The sequence below is a fragment of the Vibrio sp. bablab_jr001 genome, assembly GCF_016464285.1.
GTDB lineage: Bacteria > Pseudomonadota > Gammaproteobacteria > Enterobacterales > Vibrionaceae > Vibrio > Vibrio fluvialis.
Genome location: NZ_JACDWZ010000103.1, coordinates 33,085 through 52,973, shown reverse-complemented (window position 1 = coordinate 52,973; position 19,889 = coordinate 33,085). Strand labels below are relative to the sequence as shown.

Sequence of the window (19,889 nt, the reverse complement as noted above, 5' to 3'; positions counted from 1 at the left end):
TGTATGTCTTTGCTTGCGAAACAGCCACCGCGAATTCTGATTGTTGATGACGAACCCGCCAACCTCAAAGTCATGCGCCAGGTGTTGCAGGAGCATTATCGCCTGTCGTTTGCCCGTTCTGGCCAGGATGCGCTGGCATTGCTGGAGCAGGAGAGTGTCGATCTGGTGCTGCTGGATATCATGATGCCGGAAATGACCGGTTTTGAAGTGTGTGAACAGTTAAAGGCCAACGCAGCGACCGCAGCGATTCCGGTCATTTTTGTTACCGCTTTGCGCGATACCATTGATGAAGAAAAAGGGTTTGAAATTGGCGGTGTGGATTACATCGTCAAACCGATCGTGCCTGCCATCGTCAGAGCGCGGGTTAAAACGCATCTCTCGCTGGTGAAAATCGAAACGCTGCGCGAAACGCAAATCGACCTGATTCAGCGCCTTGGCCGCGCGGCGGAATACAAAGACAACGAAACTGGCATGCACGTACAGCGCATGAGCCATTACGCCAAAACGCTTGCGATGGCGGCAGGGATGGATGAAGAACAGGCCGATGAACTGCGTATGGCCTCCACCATGCATGACATCGGCAAAATCGCCATTCCGGATCAGATTCTGCTTAAGCCGGGTAAGCTTGATCATGACGAATTTGATCACATGAAAAAGCATGCGCAGATTGGTGCCAGCATTCTAGCGAAACCTCGCTCGGCACTGGTGGCTTTGGCGCAAACCATCGCGATTACCCATCACGAAAAGTGGGATGGCAGTGGCTACCCGCATGGCCTGGTGGGTGAAGATATTCCGGTTGAAGGACGCATTGCCGCCATTGCCGATGTCTTTGATGCGCTCACCAGCGAGCGGCCGTACAAAAAAGCCTGGCTGGTAGACGAAGCGGTCGAGTTTCTGCAAACACAGGCGGGCAAGCATTTTGACCCGCAGCTGATTCCCCTGTTTATCGCCAACCTGCCTCAGATTCTTGACATCAAAGAGCAGTTTAAAGAGTGCTTGGCGGAGACGGAATAACACACCCTAGATACGTGTTGGCTATTGGCCAACGCTGTTCTCTTCATCCATAAAAAACTCGGGCATACTTTTCGCCGCCTGTTTGACCGATTCGGTAAAGCGGTAGAGCGATTTATGGTGGCGGGTGTTGGTTGGATAAGCGAGGCCGTAAGGGTAATAGACAGCGGGCTCAAAGGGGCGAGTCACCACACCATTGTTGGCCCACACTCGCGCCGCAAAGGGTTCGAGGATGCCCACGGTTAATCCCTGAGCAATCATTGAATATGCGGTGTGGGAGGTGTCGATGTAGATGCGGCGACTGAGCTGCGATTCCACTTCGCTCAGCACCTGCGTCAGTTTCTGCCAGTAATTGGGGTTGTTGTCGAGCACCGTGATCACCGATTCTCCGGCAAGGTCTTTGGCGGTAATCACCTTCTTTTTCAGCAGCGGATGGCCTTTTCTGGCCGCGAACACATAGCGCGCATTGCCGATAAACTCCTGCTCAATACCACTCAATTGCGGCAATTGCAGGCCCACCGCCAGATCCACCGAGTTGGTTTGCAACTTCATCACAATTTCTGCCATGCCGTCGGTGTGAATCACCACTTTTTCTTGTGGAAAATAACGTTGGTGCTCGGTCAGCACCATCGGCAACAACGTACTGGCGATCGCGGAAGTGGCGGCGATTTTGAGTTCTTTCGGCGCTTGGCTGCGGATCTGCGCCGCGACGGATTCCAGTTTTTCTAAACCGAGAAAACTCTCTTCCACCGAACGGAAAAACTCACCGGCCTCATGGGTGGGATACAAGCGGCCTTTGCGGCGTTCAAACAGCGGGAATCCGAGCGAGTGTTCCAAATCGCTGATTAAGCGGCTGACCGCAGGCTGCGTGACGTGCATTTCTGCCGCCGCTGCAGCGGTGGTACCGCGGAGCATGATATTGCGGAACGCTTCAATCTGGCGAAACTTCATTCAAAAACCCATAACATTTGTTTATCGAATATGACTTAATATAAGTTGATGTCATCGACTTTAGTTTACATGATGGAAACGAGTCAATAACAAATCCGCTTGGTATTGATTCGTTATCGGGACGCAAAAGGCAATCACGGACAGGTTGCTGGCGTCTTCGTTTTAAACTGTCAGACAAGGAAGTACAGATGGCAGAGTGGCAAGACTCCCCAATTCTTACCGTCAATGATCTTTCCGTTCAGTTCGGTGCGTCAACTGTGATTGAAAACCTGAGCTTTCAGGTTTTTCCGGGGCGTACGCTGGCCATCGTCGGCGAATCCGGTTCAGGCAAGTCGGTCACTTCGCAAACCATCATGCGCCTCGCTGACATGAGCGGCGCATCTTATCCCTCTGGTCAGATTCTCTATTCTCCGTCGGTTGATGGCGGGCAGGAGCTGCTGAGCCTCTCTCAGGCTGAAATGCGCGCTATTCGCGGCAAAGAGATCGCGATGATTTTCCAAGAGCCGATGACCTCGCTCAACCCGGTATTCACTATTGGCGATCAGCTGTGCGAAGCGTTGCTACTGCACGAACAAATGAGCAAATCTGACGCTGTTAAAGAAAGCCAGAAACTGCTGGAAATGGTGCGCTTGCCGGATGCGGCAGAAATGCTTAAACGCTATCCGCATCAGCTGTCTGGCGGTATGCGCCAACGGGTAATGATCGCTATGGCGCTGGCTTGCAAGCCGAAAATATTAATTGCCGATGAGCCAACCACGGCGCTTGATGTGACCATTCAGGCGCAGATCCTCGCCATCATTTCGGACCTTCAGAAAGAGCTCAATATGGCGGTGATCTTCATTACCCACGATATGGGGGTGGTGGCGGAAATTGCTGATGATGTTGTGGTTATGTGGAAAGGCAAAAAAGTCGAGCAGGGCGAAGTTCGGGATGTGTTTGCCCGGCCGCGACATGTTTACACTCAGGCTCTGCTCAACGCTGTGCCACGGCTTGGCAGCATGACGGGCCGCGAGCATCCGTGCCGCTTCCCGGTCATGGTGATTGATGACGGCAAACTCAAAGTGGTGGGCGAAGAGAAAGAGCAGGACACCGCCAAATACAATGATGCTCCGCTGCTGCGGGTACGTAACCTAGTGACCCGTTTTGATACCAAAAAGAACTTCTGGGGGCGCACAACGCATCGCGTGCATGCGGTTGAACAGGTCAGTTTTGATATTTATCCGGGCGAAACACTGGCATTGGTCGGTGAGTCGGGCTCTGGTAAATCCACCATCGGCCGAACCATTCAACAACTTCAGCGCGCCACCAGTGGCGACATTGAGTTTGAAGGCCGGGCGCTGAGTGCACGTTCTAAAGCAGAACAAAGTCGCCTGCGCCAGGAAATTCAATACATATTTCAGGATCCGTTTGCCTCGCTCGACCCGCGCAAAACCGTCGGTTACTCGATTGCAGAACCGATTCGCACCCACCGTTTGCTCAGTTCAGACAAAGCGATTGAGCAGCGTGTCGGTGAACTGCTGGAGCGCGTTGGCCTTAGCGCTGAACATGCCAAGCGTTACCCGCATGAGTTCTCGGGTGGTCAGCGTCAGCGCATCTGTATTGCCCGCGCACTGGCGTCAAAACCGAAATTGATCATTGCCGATGAAGCACTGTCGGCGCTCGACGTGTCGATTCAGGCGCAGATCATCAATCTGTTTATGGAATTGCAGGAAGAATTCGGTATCGCATATCTGTTCATCAGTCACGACATGGCTGTGGTGGAAAAAATCAGCCACCGTGTCGCGGTGTTGTACCTCGGCCAGATCGCGGAGCTTGGCAGCCGTCAGCAGGTGCTGGAAACGCCGACTCACCCATATACCCAGAAATTACTCAGTGCGGTTCCGGTTGCGGACCCGACGCTGCAACGCAAACACGTGCGACTAACCGGTGATATCCCCAGTCCGGTACGAGCGGTGGGTGATGAGCCTGCTGCCGTGCAGCATGTGGAAATCAGCCCCGGACATTTTGTGGCGGAAATCCCAAAGGAAGGGATGTTCCAACCTATCGTAGATGGAGAATACGTTTATGAAGAAACACACACCGAAACACTGGCTTAAATCAGCCGGCCTGGTTGCCGGATTGACCTTCTCGTCGTGGAGTCTGGCGGCGGGATCGCTGACGGTGTCTTCCCCGCAGGATCCGGGCAGTTGGGATCCGATTGATACCTTTCTGGTTAACTGGGCTTCTGTGGCCACCAACCTGTATGACGGCCTGACGTATCGCGGTCCGGATTTGCAATTGAAACCCGGGCTGGCGACTTCGTGGGAGCAGCTCGACGACGGTAAACGTATCCGTTTTCATCTGCGTGAGAATGTCACTTTTCATAATGGCGAACCCTTTAACGCTCAGGCAGTAAAATTTACCTTTGACCGTTTGCTGGGGGATGAAGGTAAGAAAGGGCCGCAGCGTTCAAATTACACCGCGATCGATCACGTGGAAATCATCGATGATTACACGGTGGACTTCTATCTTAACGCCCCTGATCCGGTGCTGCTGACCAAACTGGCAGGTTATGGGGCGATGATTGTGCCGCCAAAATACATTCAGGAGCATGGCGACGCGTACTTCAACACTCATCCTGTCGGTACGGGGCCGTTTAAGTTCAAAGCCTACAGCCCGAAAGTGTCGATCGAGCTTGAACCGTATGCCGGCTTCTGGGGCAACGCGCCAAAACTGTCGCAACTGACTTATCGTTTTATCTCCGAGCCTTCGACTGCGGTGGCAGAACTGCAATCAGGGCGGGTTGATCTGGTTATTCCTCCGACCATTCCGATTGGCATGATTCCGACCATTAACGCCAATCCGAAACTGGATGTGGTGACCACGCAAAGCCCGACGGTGTATGCGCTGCGCTTTAACTCGAAAAGCGGTATCACTAAAGATGAGCGCGTTCGTAAGGCGCTGATTTATGGCGTGGACCGTCAGGCGATCATCGATTCAATCCTTGGCGGCCAGGCTGAACCGATTGCCAGCTTCCAGAGTGCGATTTCGTTTGGTAACGACACGGCGATGAAGCCGCTGCCTTATGATCCGAATAAAGCGATGCAACTGCTTAAAGAAGCCGGTGTGAAGCCGGGGACTAAGATTCAGTTGGATATTCGTGGTAACGATGCAACGTTCAATGAAGTGACGCAGGCGGTCGCAAGCTACCTGCAAATCATCGGCCTGAATGCGATCATCAAGCCTTACGAAACCAACGTGCTGCTGAACGACATTATTCCATCGGGTAAAACCGGTGCGATGTTCCAGCAATCTTGGGGTGGCTGGACGCTGGATTACGACAATACGGCTTACTTTATGTACCACACCGGTGAGAAGTGGAACCCATACGACAGCGATCCGGAACTGGATAAGCTGCTGGAATCACAACGCTCCATCATCGATCAGCCAAAACGCGAAACGATTCTGAAATCGATCGCCAATTACACCGCCGATCGCGCACTGGAAATGCCGCTGTACAGCCTGAATGCCATTTTTGGCGTATCGAAACGCGTGAAAAACTTCACGCCAGTGCCGGACAGTCGTCTGCGCCTGACCGACGTAACGGTTGAATAACCTCTGACGCCACCCCGTTTGGGGTGGCCTTCGCTCAGACTTAAGGACAAGTTGATGACCAATTTTTTGCTTAAACGCCTGATTCAGGCGGTGTTCGTATTGCTGTCGATCACCCTCTTGGTGGCTTGGGCAATTCGTATGACGGGCGATCCGGCGTTGATGCTGACTCAGGGCGCGGGGAGTGTCACGGAAGCTGACTTGGCGCTGATTCGTGAATCGATGGGGCTGAACAAGCCGTTTCTGGTTCAGTATGGCGAGTTTCTGCTCGGGCTGCTGTCCGGTGATTTTGGCAACAGTTTCCTTGGCGGCACGCCGGTCTCATCGTTGATTGAAATCTCTTTACCTGCCACCGTGCTGCTCGCGTTTGCGGTCATGATTATCTCGATTCTGCTTTCCATTCCGCTTGGCATCAAAGCCGCAGTCTCGAAAGGAAAATGGGTCGATCAACTGATTCGCGTGACGTCGCTGATTGGTTTGTCATTCCCCAACTTCTGGCTGGCCTTGATGTTGGTGCTGATTTTCTCTGTCACGTTGCAATGGCTGCCGCCCAGTGGCATGGACGGCATCGCCAGTTTTCTGATGCCGGCATTCACCATGGCCGTCATCCTCACCGCAACCAATGTGCGACTGGTGCGCACCGCAATGCTGGAAACGCTGCAATCGCAATACATTATGGTGGCTCGCGCTAAAGGCCTGAGCGAAACCAAAGTGTTGTACAAACACGCACTACGTAACTGCGCGATTCCCCTGATCACCTATTTCGGTCTGCAATTTGGTGGCTTGTTGGGTGGCATAGTCGTGATTGAGAAGGTGTTTAACTGGCCGGGACTGGGCACGCTGGCGTTTGATGCGGTCAGCGCGCGCGATTATCCGGTGTTGCAGGCGGTGATCACCGTGTTGTCGATGTTGATTGTCGGCGTGAACCTGTTAGTGGACGTGGCTTATGGCCTGATTGATCCACGTATCAGAACGGAGTAGTAGCATGACAACTGCCATTCAAAGCAAACGCTTTACGCGTTTCAACAATCTCGAATTCATTTTAGGTTCGGTGCTGACCATCGGCATGATCGTGCTGGTGCTGCTGTCAGACGTTATCTTTCAGGGCGCCTCCGACAAAATTAACTTAACCGCCCGACTAGTGGCGCCGTTTACTCAGTCGGCACACTGGTTTGGCACCGACCCGCTCGGGCGCGACGTGTTGGCTCGCGTTGTCTCCGGTGGTGCCGTATCGCTGCAGGTTGGCTTTATCTCTGTGCTCGGCGCAGTCGGCTTTGGCGTGGTGATGGGGTTGGTTGCAGGATACTTTCGCGGCTTCTGGGATGTCGTCGTGATGCGTTTTGCCGACATTCAACTGGCGATGCCGTTCATTCTGCTGGCGATCACGTTCATCGCGATTGTCGGTGGCGGTCTGACCAACATGATTATTCTGCTCATTCTTTCGCAATGGGTGCAGTACGCCCGTTTGGTGCGCGGCTCGGTGCTGTCGCTACGCGACCGCGAGTTTATTCAGTCGGCTAAGGCGATCGGCGTCAGCCACTTCAATATTCTGTTTCAGCACTTGCTGCCGAACCTGATTGGCCCGGTTATCGTGTTGATGACGTTAAACGTTGCCAACAACATTCTGCTGGAAAGCAGTCTGACGTTCTTAGGCCTTGGCGTGGATCCGCTCACTCCAAGCTGGGGTGGAATGTTGGCGGACGGTCGTACCTACATTCAGACTGCCTGGTGGGTAAGCTTCTTCCCCGGTATGGCGATTCTGCTGACGGTGCTCGGGCTCAACCTATTGGGCGACTGGCTTCGTGACACACTTGATCCAACCGGGAGAACCGCCAAATGACGACCTTGTTATCTCAGGTAATCCATTCCAGTTTGAGCCAATGGGTGGCCGAACTCAGTCAATCTGGCTATCGCGGTCATCAGGTTGAACTGTGGACTTTTAACGATCAAGCTTCGCGCGCCGAGGCGCAGCGTGCACTACGGGAATTGGGGATCGAGGCGTTTATCTATAGCGCCTATAAACCACTGGTGCACTTTTGTCTGGAAAGCACCGCGATTAGCGAATCCGTTCCAGAGCAGATTGAAGTGCGCTATCCGCTCAATCCACATGCATCAGAAAAGCGTTTTCTGCTTGAGGCGTATCCGCTGGGCGCATTGCTGCAGGATAAAAACGTGCGCTTTGTGGCCGACAGCAACCTGACAGACCGGTATCAACTTAACGTAACCAGCAAAGCGGGGCAGACACAGTCGCTGTTTGTGCTGGCGCCGAACCTTGTTCGTCCGGACGCAACCGGTGCTGAGCAGTTGTCACCAACGGCCTGGTTGCGGATAACGAACCCTGAAGGCGAAGTGATAAAAGACGAAGCTCTGAGCAGCGATTACGAGCAAGCCTATCGGGCGGTGATGCAGGTGATTGCCCAGCACGACTGGCCGAATCATGCACCGTACTTTCAGCGGCTGGAGATCAACATTCAGTTGCCAACTGAGGATGACGCGCTTGGCTACGATCATGAAGTGATCAGCTTGCGCGAAGCGCTTCACGAAGACCTCTATTTCTCCGTTCAGGAGTGGTTTAAAACCCGGGAAGGCAAAAACGCGACCGCGCGCGACTGTCAGCCTGGACAGATCGTACCTAACATCACTCGTTGTGCTGGTAGTCAGGTGCACATTGATGTTGCACTGACAGCGTATCAGCACACCCACTTAACGCATACGGCTGAGGTGTTGGCAAGCGCAGGCCATCCGCTGAGCGAGCAGCAGGTGATGTTTGAACTGGAAACCTTAGGGGGTGAGCCCTTTGCTGCTCATACGGTAAGCGGGAAACGGGTTAATGCCACTTACATTGCGGGCAGCGACAAAGCCGTTGTCGTCAGTGGCGGCCAGCATGCCAATGAAACGACGGGGGTGGTTGGCGTTCTTAGAGCTGCACGCCTCCTGAGCCAGCAGGCGAACGCGCATTTAGTCATCTCACCACTGGAAAACCCGGATGGTTATGCACTGCATCAGGAGCTGATTCAGTCCAATCCGCATCACATGCATCATGCGGCGCGCTACACCGCACTGGGTGATGATTTGGAGTATCGCACGGCGGAACCTTTGTACGAAAAAGCAATTCGCAGGCAGGCGCAAGCGCTTAGTCAGGCGCAGTTGCACGTCAATCTGCATGGTTATCCGTCTCATGAGTGGACCCGGCCGTTTTCTGGCTATGTGCCGCAGGGATTTGAGATGTGGACCATTCCTAAAGGTTTCTTTTTGGTGGTGCGTCATCTGGATACGCCGCAGTGGCAGGAGTACGCCGAGCGTTTTGTTGATGCCCTGACTCTTGAGTTACAACACTGCTCTGAGGTTATTGCCATGAACCGCAAACAGATTGCCCTATATGAACAGCATGCGGGCGAAACCGGGTTTCGTATGATTAACGGCTATCCGTGTTTTGTGTCATCGGTGGAGCAGGCGGATTTCCCACTGCAACTCATCACCGAATATCCGGACGAGTCGATTTATGGCGACGACTTTATTGCCGGTCATACGGTGCAGATGGAAACGGTGCTGGCGGCGTATCGGGTACACCAGTCACTGAGCTAAAACAAGAAAGCTGCTGTGCTTCGTAAAAAAGCACAACAGCTTTCCTTTTGGTTTACTTACTGCTGATTGTCGTTGTAGCAGCGATTGACGCGTGGCGTCAGTTTGATGGTCAGCTCATAAGGGATAGTCCCCACGTGGTTGGCAATGGTTTCGATCGGCAGGTTTTGCCCCCACATTTCGACCTCATCACCCACTTTATCTTGGGCATCCGGACCGAGATCGACGGTGATCATATCCATCGAAACCCGACCGACAATGGGCACTTGGCGGCCATTCACGTACACAGGCGTACCACTTGGCGCGCAGCGCGGATAGCCGTCGCCATAACCCATCGCAATGACCCCGATATTGGTATCACGCTCTGCCAGCCAGGTTTCACCATAGCCAACCGGGCGGCTGGCCTGATGTTTGCGCACGGCAATCAGGCGAGTGGTGAGCGTCATGACTGGAATCAAGGCGTGATCTGACCCGGTATGAGCCGCACTTGGCGAAATGCCAAACAGCGCAATGCCGGCACGGGCGACATCGTATTGTGACTGTGGCCAGAACAGAATGCCTGCCGAATTGGCGATGGTCTTTGGCCCGTCATACTGCGCCGTGGCTTCATTAAAACAGGCCAACTGACGCTGCGTGGTTGGGTGGTTAATGTCATCTGCGCAGCTAAAGTGACTGATAAAGCCAACTTTATCTTTCAGTTTTTGCGTTCGCTCGATACGCGCAACGTAATCCGACACTTCGTAAGGCTGTACGCCCAAACGATGCATGCCCGTGTCTACTTTTAGCCATACGTTTACAGGGTTCGCCAGTTCGCGGTTTTCAAGATCGCAAAGCTGCTCTTCGCAGTGAATCGTCGTAGCAAGGTTCATCTCAGCGGCGCGTTGTAAATCCTCGCCACAGAAACAGCCTTCCAACAACAAAATCGGTTGGTTGATGCCCGCCTGACGCAGTTCTTCCGCTTCTTCCAGACGTGACACCGCAAACAAGTCAGCTTCTGGCAGAGCTTGCGCCAATTGCACCGCACCGTGCCCGTACGCATCCCCTTTGATCACCGCAACCACTTTTTGCGAACCGCTCAACGATTTGAGCTGGCGATAGTTATGTTGTAAAGCGTTTAGGTCGATTCGTGCTTGGGCGGTAATCATGTGGCTTCCTGCTGACATACATTGGTTTTAGAGGATAACTCCTGAATGGTGGTAATTATGTAGCAAAATCATTGCTTGTGTTAGTGATTTGTAGAGTATGTAACTGTGATGTTTGCATTATTCTTGTCTAATATTCTGTTAAAATAATGTTGAATAATATGGAGTGCTTTGTGCGAGGTTTGTACTTATATAAAATTCTGGTGAGCGGTATAAAAAAAGAGTTTCCTAAATTCGAATTCTCAACGCCTTTATCCATGTGGTTTAGATGGGATTTAACGATGATTTCGTTCTCTTTAGGCTGATTTCTGTACAAAATAACCGTATTCAGTCACCTATTGCTTATCACAGTGCAAAATATGACCATGTGATTCGCGTTTTAATCGCAATCAAAGCCTTATCTGGTCAGATCTCACTCGATTTTCATGCAGTGAAATGTGCTTTAATCGAATCTAACGACGAATTTATATAAATCTGATAGCGAAGGGATTTTAACGTATGGTCCTGTGCCCGGTTTTTGTGACAGGCAAATATGTTGTCAAAATGTAGTCAGGCAGGATTTACGGTAAAACGCACGCTGCGTTCTCGGTGGCATGTTGGAAACGGGCGAGGGTATATTTCGTGTTTCAGGTTGAAGCTCAGCGCGAGAGACGACATTATGGCCATGACTTCATAATCAATAAGGACGACGACGATGGATGCCAGTTTGCTGACTCAGTATTTCGAACGTATCGGTTTATCAGACACACCAACATTGGATGAACGCGGTTTGAGATTGCTGCATCAAAACCAACACCGAAGCATACCGTTTGAAAATTTTGATGTGGTATCCGGCAAAGGAATCGATCTCGATCCTGCGGCTGTTTTTCATAAGCTGGTTGCGGAAAAGCGGGGCGGTTACTGTTTTGAAGTCAATGTCTTACTAATGCGAGTGATGCAAACTCTCGGGTTTGATGCTCGGCCACTGTTGGGACGCGTTCACCTCTCAGGGCAGCCGACGGGACGCAGTCATCAATTAAGTTTAGTCATGTTGGGAGAGCAGTCTTGGCTGGTGGATGCTGGCTTTGGAGCAAATACACCGCGTCAGGTGATGCCGCTTGTGCTGAATCGGGAAATGACCTTCGATTATCAGACGCTGCGTTTTGTTGAGCGTGCTGATTATGGTGTGATGCTGCAAAGCAAAAACGGCGATGAGTGGAGCGATCTTTACAGTCTGGATCTGGGTTTTGTCTGCCCAGCGGACATTCAGTACGGTAACCATTTCACCTCGACCCATCCGAGTTCCGTTTTTACCAACGCCTGTGTAGCGGTGATGCCGACGCCAAACGGCATCACCACTTTGCTCAATAACAAGCTCACTATTCGCGATGGCAACAATACCGAGCAGATCCTTCTTAATGATGAGTACTCCTACTTTTCGGCGCTGAAACAACACTTTGGCATTGCGCCTCGTGTCCCGTTCGACGTGCTGAAAGGCTATTTCGGTGAGTAACATGCCACTACTGATAGACCTCACAATGTGTGAAGTGGATTAAACTCTGATGTGTAACCCATGAATCTTTAGCGATCTGTGGCTTAGCTTAAGAATCTCTTAAGAAATCCTTCATAGAGTTTAGCTGTGGGGCGTATCGCGCGTCGCCGTTAGCTGACTTTCATAAGGAAAGCATATGATCAGAAACATTCGAATCGGGCTGAGAAGCGCCTTGGCGTTTGGTGTTGTGGGTATTTGTACACTGATATTGGGCCTGTTCTCCGTCTCCCAACTTTCTCACCTTAACGACACAACCGATATTCTCACTTTGCATCGCATGCCCGCTATATCAACGGTGGCGGAGTTACGCCGTGGCATTTTACGCACCCAAATTGCGGTCAGCGAACTTTCCGACGCGAAAACCCCGCAGCAACAGCGTGCAATCCAGACTCGTATCGATGCCATCATCCGCGATTATGATGCGGCTGAATCGGCGATGTCTGATCTGGCTGATAATCCGGATTCTCGTCAGCTACTCAACGAAGTCAGTCAACTGCACAACCAACTGACGGACGCCTTGCCTCAGCTTTTCCAGCTAACGGACAAAGGCGAGCTGGAAGCGTCGGTGCGGTATCGCGAAGACACCGTTGTGCCGCTCATCACCAAACTGGAAGCCGTGCTCGATCGGTATGACGCATTTCAGAAAACCATGGCCGGACGTGACAACGATGCCGCTACGCAAACCTATCTGAACGCGCGTAACCTGGTTTATGTCGGTATTGGCCTGACTCTGCTGGCGATCTTGTTGTTGGCTTACTTTTACAGCCGCAGCCTGATTGTGCCTTTGCACAATGCCGTCAATGTTGCCAAGCAAATCGCCGCAGGTGATTTGACACAAGAGTTCTCTGACCCGCACCGCGATGAAGCGGCCGATTTACTGCAATCACTGGCGGATATGCAGCAGCAACTGGCGAGAGCCATTTCTCTGATTGGCGATTCATCCACCCAACTGGCGGCAACGTCGGAAGAGCTGAGTGTGGTGACCAATCAATCATCGGTTATCGTGACGCAGCAGAGTGACCAATTGGGTCTGGCCGCAACCGCGGTAAGTGAACTGACGTCAGCCATTGAAGAAGTTGCGCGCACGGCCAGTGCGACCAGCGCCAACGCGGAAGTGATGGACGAGAAAACTCAGAGCGGTAAAGGCAAAATTGGTGAAACGATTAAGGCTCTTGAGTTACTGAAATCGGACATGCAGGATGCAGAAAACAGCGTGTTGGTGCTTTCCGAAAACGTGGCGAATATCAGTACGGTGTTGGATGTGATTCGTGCCATTGCCGAGCAGACCAACTTACTGGCCCTCAACGCGGCCATTGAAGCGGCACGTGCCGGAGACAACGGCCGTGGCTTTGCGGTGGTGGCCGATGAAGTGCGGGCGTTGGCTCATCGTACACAGCAATCCACTTCTGATATTGAAGCGATGATCACCGCGGTCAGCTCTGAAACCAAACAGACAGTCAGCAAAATGGGGCGCAGCAACGATCTGGCGCATTCCACGTTAGCCGTGGCGAATGACGCCAGTGCAGCTTTTGAAGAGATTTCTGTGCTGGTCAGCGAAATGAATGCTCAGAACGCCACGATTGCCAGTGCCGCAGAGCAGCAGGCCGTGGTGGCGAAAGAAGTGGACGAGAATCTGGTGCACATAAAAGATTTGTCGGTGCAGACCTCCGCCGGGGCGGATCAAACCAATGCATCCAGTGTGGAGCTGGCGAAACTGGCAGAACATCTCAATGAGCTGGTGAAACGATTTAAAATCTCCTGATTTACACCGCATCGGATTCAGAAGGTGAGGTGACGGCCACTCTCTGATCAATGGCGATGCGGTTTCTGCCGGAACCTTTGGCATCGTACAGTGCCATGTCGGCTCGTTTAACCAGCAAGTCGATGTTGCTGTCGTCTTTATCGACTTTAGCCAGGCCGATACTGGCGGTGAAATGGATTTGCTGTCCTTCACAATCGATAGAGAACGAGGCGATTGCTGCGCGGATTTTTTCCAGACAAGCGAGAGCTTCGTCCATCGAACTGTTGGACATGATGATGCCAAACTCTTCACCGCCAATCCTCGCCAGCAGATCATCGTCACCCAATTGCGCGTCGATGATGTCCACCGAATACTGCAACGCTTTGTCGCCCATATCATGGCCGTAGCTGTCGTTTAATTTCTTGAACTCATCCAGATCCAGAATCGCGACGAAAAACGCCTCTTCCTTCTGGTGATAATCGTTGAGTCGCTCTTTGAGCTCTTTAATAAAGCATCGGCGATTGAACGAACCGGTCAGCTCATCTGTGGTGGCCAGGAGTTCGAGTTCAACCAGTTGCAAATGCAAGGCGATATTGATGGAAATCCAGTTAGCGATACACTGCAGTTTTTCGGCGTCTTCTAAGCGATAGTAGTTTTTGTGTTTGTGCGCCACATTGAGCGTGCCAATGCAGCTGTCACCACTGATAAGCGGCGCGTCCATGCAGGTGTTCAAGCCGTATTCACCCAGCATTTTGCAGTCAATCTCATCAGACAGCGTGACATCGTCACAGATGATCAGGGTTTTATTCTTAAACACGCGGCCTACAAAAGAGCCTTCAATTGGCATTCGAAAGTCAATCGGAATCGCCTGATTCCCTGAAATGGTGTAGAGCTTAAGATACTCTTTTCCGTCCGCCAGCGTAATGCTGACTCGCTCGGCATCAAAGATGTGGTGTATCCATGTGGCAACGGTGTCGAGCACATTCTGCAAGGTACGCGATTTTGCCAAATGGTGAACGAAATCAACCGGAAAGCAAATGGCATTACTGCTACTGCGTCGCGTGTGTTCGCCCAGTTCAATCACTCGCTCTGAAACCATATTTTGTCCTTGCGTCTGTCTTACCTATATACATTAGGTAGCATAAATTTGACGAATTGCGATTATTCGTGGCTGTAAAAGCAGAGATTATGAACCAATTTGGCCAAAGATGGCATGGATTCATCGTTCTGACATAGCGGAAATAATCAGCGTATTGATCAGCGCAATGGACATAGCGGTAAACTGACTAACAGAGAATCCGCTAACCAGTTTACCAAGCTATATCACGTGAGGAAGTCAGGTGAGAAAGTCAGGTGAGAAAGCTGAGCGATTATTCCAGCGATTTAATGACTCTCGCTGGATTGCCGGCAATCACGACGTTGTCACCAAAACTTTTAGTGACAACAGCACCGGACGCGACAACGACGTTGTTACCGAGTGTCACACCTGGGTTGATGGTTGCATGTCCGCCAATCCAGCAGTTGTTGCCGATCGTGATCGGCTTGGCGAACTCTTTGCCGCTGGCCCGTTCAACAGGATCGAGCGGGTGACAGGCGGTGTACAACCCCACTTGTGGACCAATCAGGCAGTCATCACCAATGATCACTTCTGCACAATCGAGGATGACGCAGTCGTAGTTGGTGTAGAAGTTGTTGCCGACTTTGATGTTTACGCCGTAGTCACAGCGAAAATGACGATTGACCGAAATGTTGCTGCCTGCAGCGCCAAACAGCTCAGTAATTATGCGCTCCTGCAGTGCTTGCTCATCAGACTGGCTGCGATTAAACCTATCCAGTTTCTCGCGTGCCGACGCTCTCATTGCTTTCAGTTCTGTATCGGCTGGGTCGTAGATCTCTCCCGTGACCATTTTTTTAAACTCGTTCACTTTTGTTCACCTTTAACTGCTTCAGTATCCCAACACGAAAAAATTGGTTAAATGAAAAAATATAAACATATAATGTGTTCATTCTTGATCGAATTGATACAATGTCAACGATTTTCAGGAGACGACGAATGAATAAATGCATCGCAGAGCAGCGGCAACGTATTTTACTGGATATGCTCGCTGCCGAAGGAAGCCTTAATGCCACTGAGGTCGCCGAGCGGTTGAACACAACCGGTGCCACAGTCAGACGAGATTTGAACAAACTGGCTGAAATGGGGCTTTGCAAGAGAACGCACGGTGGCGCGATAGTGCTGACCCCCGCGAATGGCAGTGTGGATGAGCGTCAGTCTCAGCATGCACTTGAAAAGCAGAGCCTTGCCGCAACCGCGCTCTCGTTGCTCAAACCTAATCAACTGATTTTCATTGATGCCAGCAGCACCAATATGGCGCTGGCAGATCGCATGCCGCAGGATCTGAATCTGACGGTAGTGACCAATTCCATCCACATTGCGATGTCTCTTTACAATCGGGGAGCGATTAACACCATTTTGATCGGTGGCCAGATTGATGCCGCCATTGGCGGCGCGGTGGATGCCAAAGCACTGGCCGATGTTCAGATGTTTCACTTTGACCTGATGTTTATCGGTGTATGTGCCTGGTCGCAAGAGCATGGTTTTACGGCGCTGCACTATCCTGATGCCCAGTTTAAACGCCAGTTGCTCAAGCAGAGTGGTGCCAAGGTTGTGCTGTTTACGCCCGATAAAGTGGAAACTTACGCGCCGTTTTCTCTGATGGCGACGACGGATGTTGATTATTTGGTGTGTGACGGTGCATCAACGCCAGACAACCTGACGCGCGCGCTTGCAGAGCGTGGTGCCCATATTCTTGACAGTCACGCTGGCGATGAGCAGCAATAAAGGTAGAAAATGCATGACGAATAAACATATTGGCGATTTGGTATTAACTGAAGCGCAAATCCAAAGCGGTGTCGCACTCGTGGCTGAGAAAATTAACCAGAATTATCGCGACGTGGTGATCGTCAGTGTGGTTCCGGGCGGCATATTGTTTACCGCTGATTTAGTTCGCCAGTTACAGCCAGACGTTCGGATGGATTACATCTCTTGCCCTCATACTCCGGGGGACAGAAACAACCAATCACAGATCGTCTTTCATGAAAACATCGCGCTGGTCGGGCAGGATGTCATTCTGGTTGATGATGCCATTGAGTCGGGCGGTACCATGAAAAGAATCGTGGAGTTTCTGTTGGCCAACTACGCAATGAAGTCGCTCGCCATCGCAACCCTGTTCGTCAAACCTAACCGCGTTGATATTCCGGTCACGCAATACTACGCCTATGAAATGGACAACGATGACCTGTTGGTTGGGTACGGATTGCCCTGGCAAGACAAACTGAGAAACGTGCCGTTTGTCTCTAAGTTGGTGAAGTAGTCACGAGCTGTGCGTTGAATCGCAATAGCGATTTAAATGTCAGCGATTTTATTCAGTTGTATTAACACGTCTGTCACCTTCCCACGCTATACCTGCCAATAAATCTGATGTGATGTTCGCTTGAGACACCCGTTGCATCAGCTTAAGTGATAATGAATATATTTTCGTATGTGAGTTGCTGCTGTACTACGCTTAAAAAGTTTTCTTTCGATAACAAGCAATAAGGAGTATTGCAATGAAGTCAGTCTTGGCACTATTGATTGCAGCGATGGTCTCATCGGGAGCAAGTGCGGCGGACCCGAAACCCGCCACGCAAGCAACGATAGACGCAAACAATGCAGTCAAACAATCCTTACCTTTTAGCGACAAAAAAGACTTTGAAAACGCTCAGAAAGGCCTTATCGCAAAGCAGGATGTGGTAACGATCAAAAATGACAAAGGTGACGTCGTTTGGGATTTGGAGCAATACAAACAGTACATCACGCTTAATAACCCGGCTCCGGATAGCGTTAACCCAAGTTTGTGGCGTAACGCTCAGCTCAACATGATTAATGGCTTATTTGAAGTGACCGATGGTATATATCAGGTGCGCGGTTATGACTTGAGTAACATCACTTTTATCAAAGGTAATACCGGTTGGATTGTCTTTGACCCACTTATCTCACAAGAAACGGCTAAAGCCGCTTTAGATTTTGTTAACGAAAAACTGGGTAAACGTCCGGTTGTCGCCGTCGTTTATAGCCACAGTCATATCGACCACTTTGGTGGTGTTCGCGGGATTGTTGACGAAAAAGATGTGAAAGCGGGCAAGGTTAAAATCATTGCTTCGCACGGATTCACTGAACATGCCGTGTCGGAAAACGTGATTGCGGGTAATGCGATGGGGCGTCGCGCGATCTTCATGTACGGCGCATTATTACCTCGAAATGAATTTGGTGGTGTAAACGGTGGTTTAGGACAAACCACATCAACAGGGATCGCCACACTCATTGAACCTACGGACATCATCGAGAAAACCGGCGATGAAATGACCGTTGATGGGGTGAAGATGGTCTTCCAATATACCCCTGGCACAGAAGCTCCGACGGAAATGAACACCTGGTTCCCGGATAAGAAAGCACTGTGGATGGCCGAGAACTCAACCAATACTATGCACAACATACTGACGCTGCGTGGCGCGCAGGTTCGTGACGCGTTGAAATGGTCGGGATATTTGCAAGAAACCATCGAAATGTGGGGCGGAGACGTTAAGGTTAAATTCCAAAGCCACCATTGGCCGATGTGGGGAAATGCTGACATCGTTGAGTACTTTAAGAAGCAACGCGATATCTACAAATATACCCATGACCAAACCGTACGCTTGATGAACCAAGGCTACACAGGTGAGGAAATCTCAGAAATCATTAAGCTACCCAAAACGTTGGAAAATAACTGGAGCACCCGTGGCTATTACGGAACCCTGCGTCATAACAGCCGTGCTGTCTATCAACGCTACATGGGTTGGTATGATGGCAACCCGTCTGATCTGAACAATCTTCCACCGACCAATGCTGCAGTGAAATACGTGGAGTATATGGGCGGCGAGAGCGCGGCGATTCAGAAAGCTCAGGCAGACTTCGATAAAGGTAACTATCGTTGGGTTGCTGAAGTGCTTAAGCATGTTGTGTTTGCGAACCCACAGAGTAAGAAAGGTAAAGAACTGCTAGCGGATGCGTACGAGCAGTTAGGTTATCAGTCAGAATCTGGCCCATGGCGCTCTGTATATCTGCAAGGTGCTTATGAGCTAAGAAATGGCACCCCTTCGGCGGGTGGTGTTCAGACTGCATCACCAGACATCATCAAGAATATGCCACCTGAGATGTTGTTTGATTATCTCGCGGTACGTATTTTGCCTGAAAAAGCAGAAGGTAAGAAATTTGCCATCAATCTGAATTTCACGGACCTGGATGAGAAATACACCTTGTATCTGGAAGACTCAGTGCTGATTCATACCAAAAAGCAATCGGATAAACCCAACGTGACTCTAACCTTGACGAAATCGGTACTGGATGATGTTCAGTTAGGTAACGTCACGCTCGAAAAAGCGATTGCCAATGGCGACATTCAGCTGAAGGGTGACAAAGAAGTCTTCAAGGATTTCGTCGGAATGCTGGATCGTTTCAATTTCTGGTTCAATATCGTGACACCATAGTAGGACGGTTAAGATGAAGCTGATGTCTGCTTTTCTGACTGCCGTATGTACATTGAGTGCAAGCCCATTAAGTTGGGCTTGCTCTTACGACGGGCAGTTTAGTAACCCGTTTGCGGAGAGCTATCCTGGCGCGCTGGATGTCGCAATGGCGACGCAAGATGCCCTAAATACTCAAACTATTTCGGTTCCGACAAAGCTTGAAGGTGAAAAAGGATTACGTCGGGCAACGTGGTGGTTGCACTTATTGGTCAGCCAGAACTCTGATGCCCTTATGGATTCCTATATCTATCTGGTGGATAGCCAGTTGTGGGCGCACTATGATGCAAACAGTAAGTTGACTGTTCACTCCTTGCCGCCTGAGGCGAATCAAAAAGTGATGCAACTGACTGAGATCGCTTTGCATAATATTGTGTCAAAGAAACTGAGTTTGAAACATGCAGAAAAGCTGGGGCTGGTGCTGACAAGTTAGTGGGTCTTTAGGTCTCAAAATGCATTAAGGAGCGTACGTTGTACCTCCTTAATTTTTTTAGAAACCGAAATGACGAAAGCGAATTTTTCTGGTTGTTATCATCTGGGGTCTCAAAACGTTGAGTGTTTTCTCGTCTTTGAGGCTAGTTATAAATGATGATCTTTGTCGCAGGATGAGTGTTTTCCGTTAATAGTTAAGTTCAGTTTGTTTCTACAAAAAACGCGTTATATATGAGTATGGTTGAATTTAATCTTCTGTTTTTTATTAAGTTTTTTAATTAGGTCTCACTAAAGTAATCTATGTGTA

General features: G+C 50.7%; 16 protein-coding genes. 12 read left to right on the top strand and 4 right to left on the bottom strand.

Annotated elements, in window-relative coordinates; translation table 11 throughout:
* Positions 1-3 precede the first annotated feature (3 nt).
* Positions 4-1,014 carry an HD domain-containing phosphohydrolase gene (locus JIG40_RS19820; RefSeq protein WP_199465941.1) on the top strand — a complete coding sequence of 337 codons (1,011 nt, stop codon included), beginning with the start codon at positions 4-6 and terminating at the stop codon, positions 1,012-1,014.
* Between the two features lie 21 nt (positions 1,015-1,035).
* Here the strand turns inward: JIG40_RS19820 and JIG40_RS19815 are convergent, their stop codons facing one another.
* On the bottom strand, positions 1,036-1,962 hold the full coding sequence (locus JIG40_RS19815; RefSeq protein ID WP_032082084.1) for a LysR substrate-binding domain-containing protein: 927 nt from the start codon (positions 1,960-1,962) through the stop codon (positions 1,036-1,038).
* Between the two features lie 188 nt (positions 1,963-2,150).
* On the opposite strand from JIG40_RS19815, the gene JIG40_RS19810 reads away from it, so the two are divergent.
* The 5 genes from JIG40_RS19810 to JIG40_RS19790 are packed head-to-tail and all read left to right on the top strand — an operon-like array spanning position 2,151 to position 9,138.
* On the top strand, positions 2,151-4,058 hold the full coding sequence (locus JIG40_RS19810; RefSeq protein WP_199465940.1) for an ABC transporter ATP-binding protein: 1,908 nt from the start codon (positions 2,151-2,153) through the stop codon (positions 4,056-4,058).
* Positions 4,027-5,556, top strand: coding sequence for an ABC transporter substrate-binding protein (locus tag JIG40_RS19805; protein WP_075989609.1), 1,530 nt, complete (start codon positions 4,027-4,029; stop codon positions 5,554-5,556). The genes JIG40_RS19810 and JIG40_RS19805 overlap by 32 nt, the downstream gene beginning before the upstream one ends.
* Positions 5,557-5,610: 54 nt before the next feature.
* Positions 5,611-6,534, top strand: a complete 924-nt coding sequence (locus JIG40_RS19800; protein ID WP_020328330.1) for an ABC transporter permease — start codon at positions 5,611-5,613, stop codon at positions 6,532-6,534.
* Between the two features lie 4 nt (positions 6,535-6,538).
* Positions 6,539-7,393 carry an ABC transporter permease gene (locus JIG40_RS19795; RefSeq protein ID WP_199465939.1) on the top strand — a complete coding sequence of 285 codons (855 nt, stop codon included), beginning with the start codon at positions 6,539-6,541 and terminating at the stop codon, positions 7,391-7,393.
* Positions 7,390-9,138, top strand: a complete 1,749-nt coding sequence (locus JIG40_RS19790) for a peptidase M14 (RefSeq protein ID WP_199465938.1) — start codon at positions 7,390-7,392, stop codon at positions 9,136-9,138. The genes JIG40_RS19795 and JIG40_RS19790 overlap by 4 nt, the downstream gene beginning before the upstream one ends.
* A gap of 56 nt (positions 9,139-9,194) precedes the next feature.
* Here the strand turns inward: JIG40_RS19790 and alr are convergent, their stop codons facing one another.
* Positions 9,195-10,280, bottom strand: a complete 1,086-nt coding sequence (gene alr / locus JIG40_RS19785; RefSeq protein WP_199465937.1) for an alanine racemase — start codon at positions 10,278-10,280, stop codon at positions 9,195-9,197.
* 691 nt (positions 10,281-10,971) lie between these two features.
* On the opposite strand from alr, the gene JIG40_RS19780 reads away from it, so the two are divergent.
* Complete coding sequence (locus tag JIG40_RS19780; protein ID WP_199465936.1) at positions 10,972-11,769, top strand: arylamine N-acetyltransferase; 798 nt, start codon at positions 10,972-10,974, stop codon at positions 11,767-11,769.
* Positions 11,770-11,944: 175 nt separating this feature from the next.
* On the top strand, positions 11,945-13,570 hold the full coding sequence (locus tag JIG40_RS19775) for a methyl-accepting chemotaxis protein (protein ID WP_199465935.1): 1,626 nt from the start codon (positions 11,945-11,947) through the stop codon (positions 13,568-13,570).
* A gap of 1 nt (position 13,571) precedes the next feature.
* Here the strand turns inward: JIG40_RS19775 and JIG40_RS19770 are convergent, their stop codons facing one another.
* Positions 13,572-14,648 carry a sensor domain-containing diguanylate cyclase gene (locus tag JIG40_RS19770; protein ID WP_024375176.1) on the bottom strand — a complete coding sequence of 359 codons (1,077 nt, stop codon included), beginning with the start codon at positions 14,646-14,648 and terminating at the stop codon, positions 13,572-13,574.
* Positions 14,649-14,919: 271 nt separating this feature from the next.
* Positions 14,920-15,474 (bottom strand): sugar O-acetyltransferase, encoded by a 555-nt coding sequence (locus tag JIG40_RS19765; protein WP_158126175.1) that lies wholly within the window; start codon positions 15,472-15,474, stop codon positions 14,920-14,922.
* A gap of 128 nt (positions 15,475-15,602) precedes the next feature.
* Here JIG40_RS19765 and JIG40_RS19760 point away from each other — a divergent pair, with 128 nt between their 5' ends.
* The 4 genes from JIG40_RS19760 (at position 15,603) to JIG40_RS19745 (ending at position 19,583) form a co-directional block, all read left to right on the top strand.
* Positions 15,603-16,391, top strand: coding sequence for a DeoR/GlpR family DNA-binding transcription regulator (locus JIG40_RS19760; RefSeq protein WP_199465934.1), 789 nt, complete (start codon positions 15,603-15,605; stop codon positions 16,389-16,391).
* A gap of 13 nt (positions 16,392-16,404) precedes the next feature.
* Complete coding sequence (locus tag JIG40_RS19755; RefSeq protein WP_199465933.1) at positions 16,405-16,923, top strand: phosphoribosyltransferase family protein; 519 nt, start codon at positions 16,405-16,407, stop codon at positions 16,921-16,923.
* Between the two features lie 235 nt (positions 16,924-17,158).
* Entirely contained in the window at positions 17,159-19,114 is a 1,956-nt protein-coding gene (locus JIG40_RS19750; protein ID WP_158152041.1) for an alkyl sulfatase dimerization domain-containing protein, read from the top strand.
* Between the two features lie 13 nt (positions 19,115-19,127).
* Positions 19,128-19,583, top strand: coding sequence for a hypothetical protein (locus JIG40_RS19745; protein WP_020328342.1), 456 nt, complete (start codon positions 19,128-19,130; stop codon positions 19,581-19,583).
* Positions 19,584-19,889 lie beyond the last annotated feature (306 nt).

Bases quoted from the DNA above. Each gene is read 5' to 3' on its own strand.
- JIG40_RS19815 (WP_032082084.1), bottom strand. From the start codon at position 1,962: ATGAAGTTTCGCCAGATTGAAGCGTTCCGCAATATCATGCTCCGCGGT.
- JIG40_RS19745 (WP_020328342.1), top strand. From the start codon at position 19,128: ATGAAGCTGATGTCTGCTTTTCTGACTGCCGTATGTACATTGAGTGCA.
- JIG40_RS19820 (WP_199465941.1), top strand. From the start codon at position 4: ATGTCTTTGCTTGCGAAACAGCCACCGCGAATTCTGATTGTTGATGAC.
- JIG40_RS19810 (WP_199465940.1), top strand. From the start codon at position 2,151: ATGGCAGAGTGGCAAGACTCCCCAATTCTTACCGTCAATGATCTTTCC.
- JIG40_RS19775 (WP_199465935.1), top strand. From the start codon at position 11,945: ATGATCAGAAACATTCGAATCGGGCTGAGAAGCGCCTTGGCGTTTGGT.
- JIG40_RS19805 (WP_075989609.1), top strand. From the start codon at position 4,027: ATGAAGAAACACACACCGAAACACTGGCTTAAATCAGCCGGCCTGGTT.
- JIG40_RS19780 (WP_199465936.1), top strand. From the start codon at position 10,972: ATGGATGCCAGTTTGCTGACTCAGTATTTCGAACGTATCGGTTTATCA.
- JIG40_RS19760 (WP_199465934.1), top strand. From the start codon at position 15,603: ATGAATAAATGCATCGCAGAGCAGCGGCAACGTATTTTACTGGATATG.
- JIG40_RS19790 (WP_199465938.1), top strand. From the start codon at position 7,390: ATGACGACCTTGTTATCTCAGGTAATCCATTCCAGTTTGAGCCAATGG.
- JIG40_RS19795 (WP_199465939.1), top strand. From the start codon at position 6,539: ATGACAACTGCCATTCAAAGCAAACGCTTTACGCGTTTCAACAATCTC.
- alr (WP_199465937.1), bottom strand. From the start codon at position 10,280: ATGATTACCGCCCAAGCACGAATCGACCTAAACGCTTTACAACATAAC.
- JIG40_RS19800 (WP_020328330.1), top strand. From the start codon at position 5,611: ATGACCAATTTTTTGCTTAAACGCCTGATTCAGGCGGTGTTCGTATTG.
- JIG40_RS19770 (WP_024375176.1), bottom strand. From the start codon at position 14,648: ATGGTTTCAGAGCGAGTGATTGAACTGGGCGAACACACGCGACGCAGT.
- JIG40_RS19755 (WP_199465933.1), top strand. From the start codon at position 16,405: ATGACGAATAAACATATTGGCGATTTGGTATTAACTGAAGCGCAAATC.
- JIG40_RS19750 (WP_158152041.1), top strand. From the start codon at position 17,159: ATGAAGTCAGTCTTGGCACTATTGATTGCAGCGATGGTCTCATCGGGA.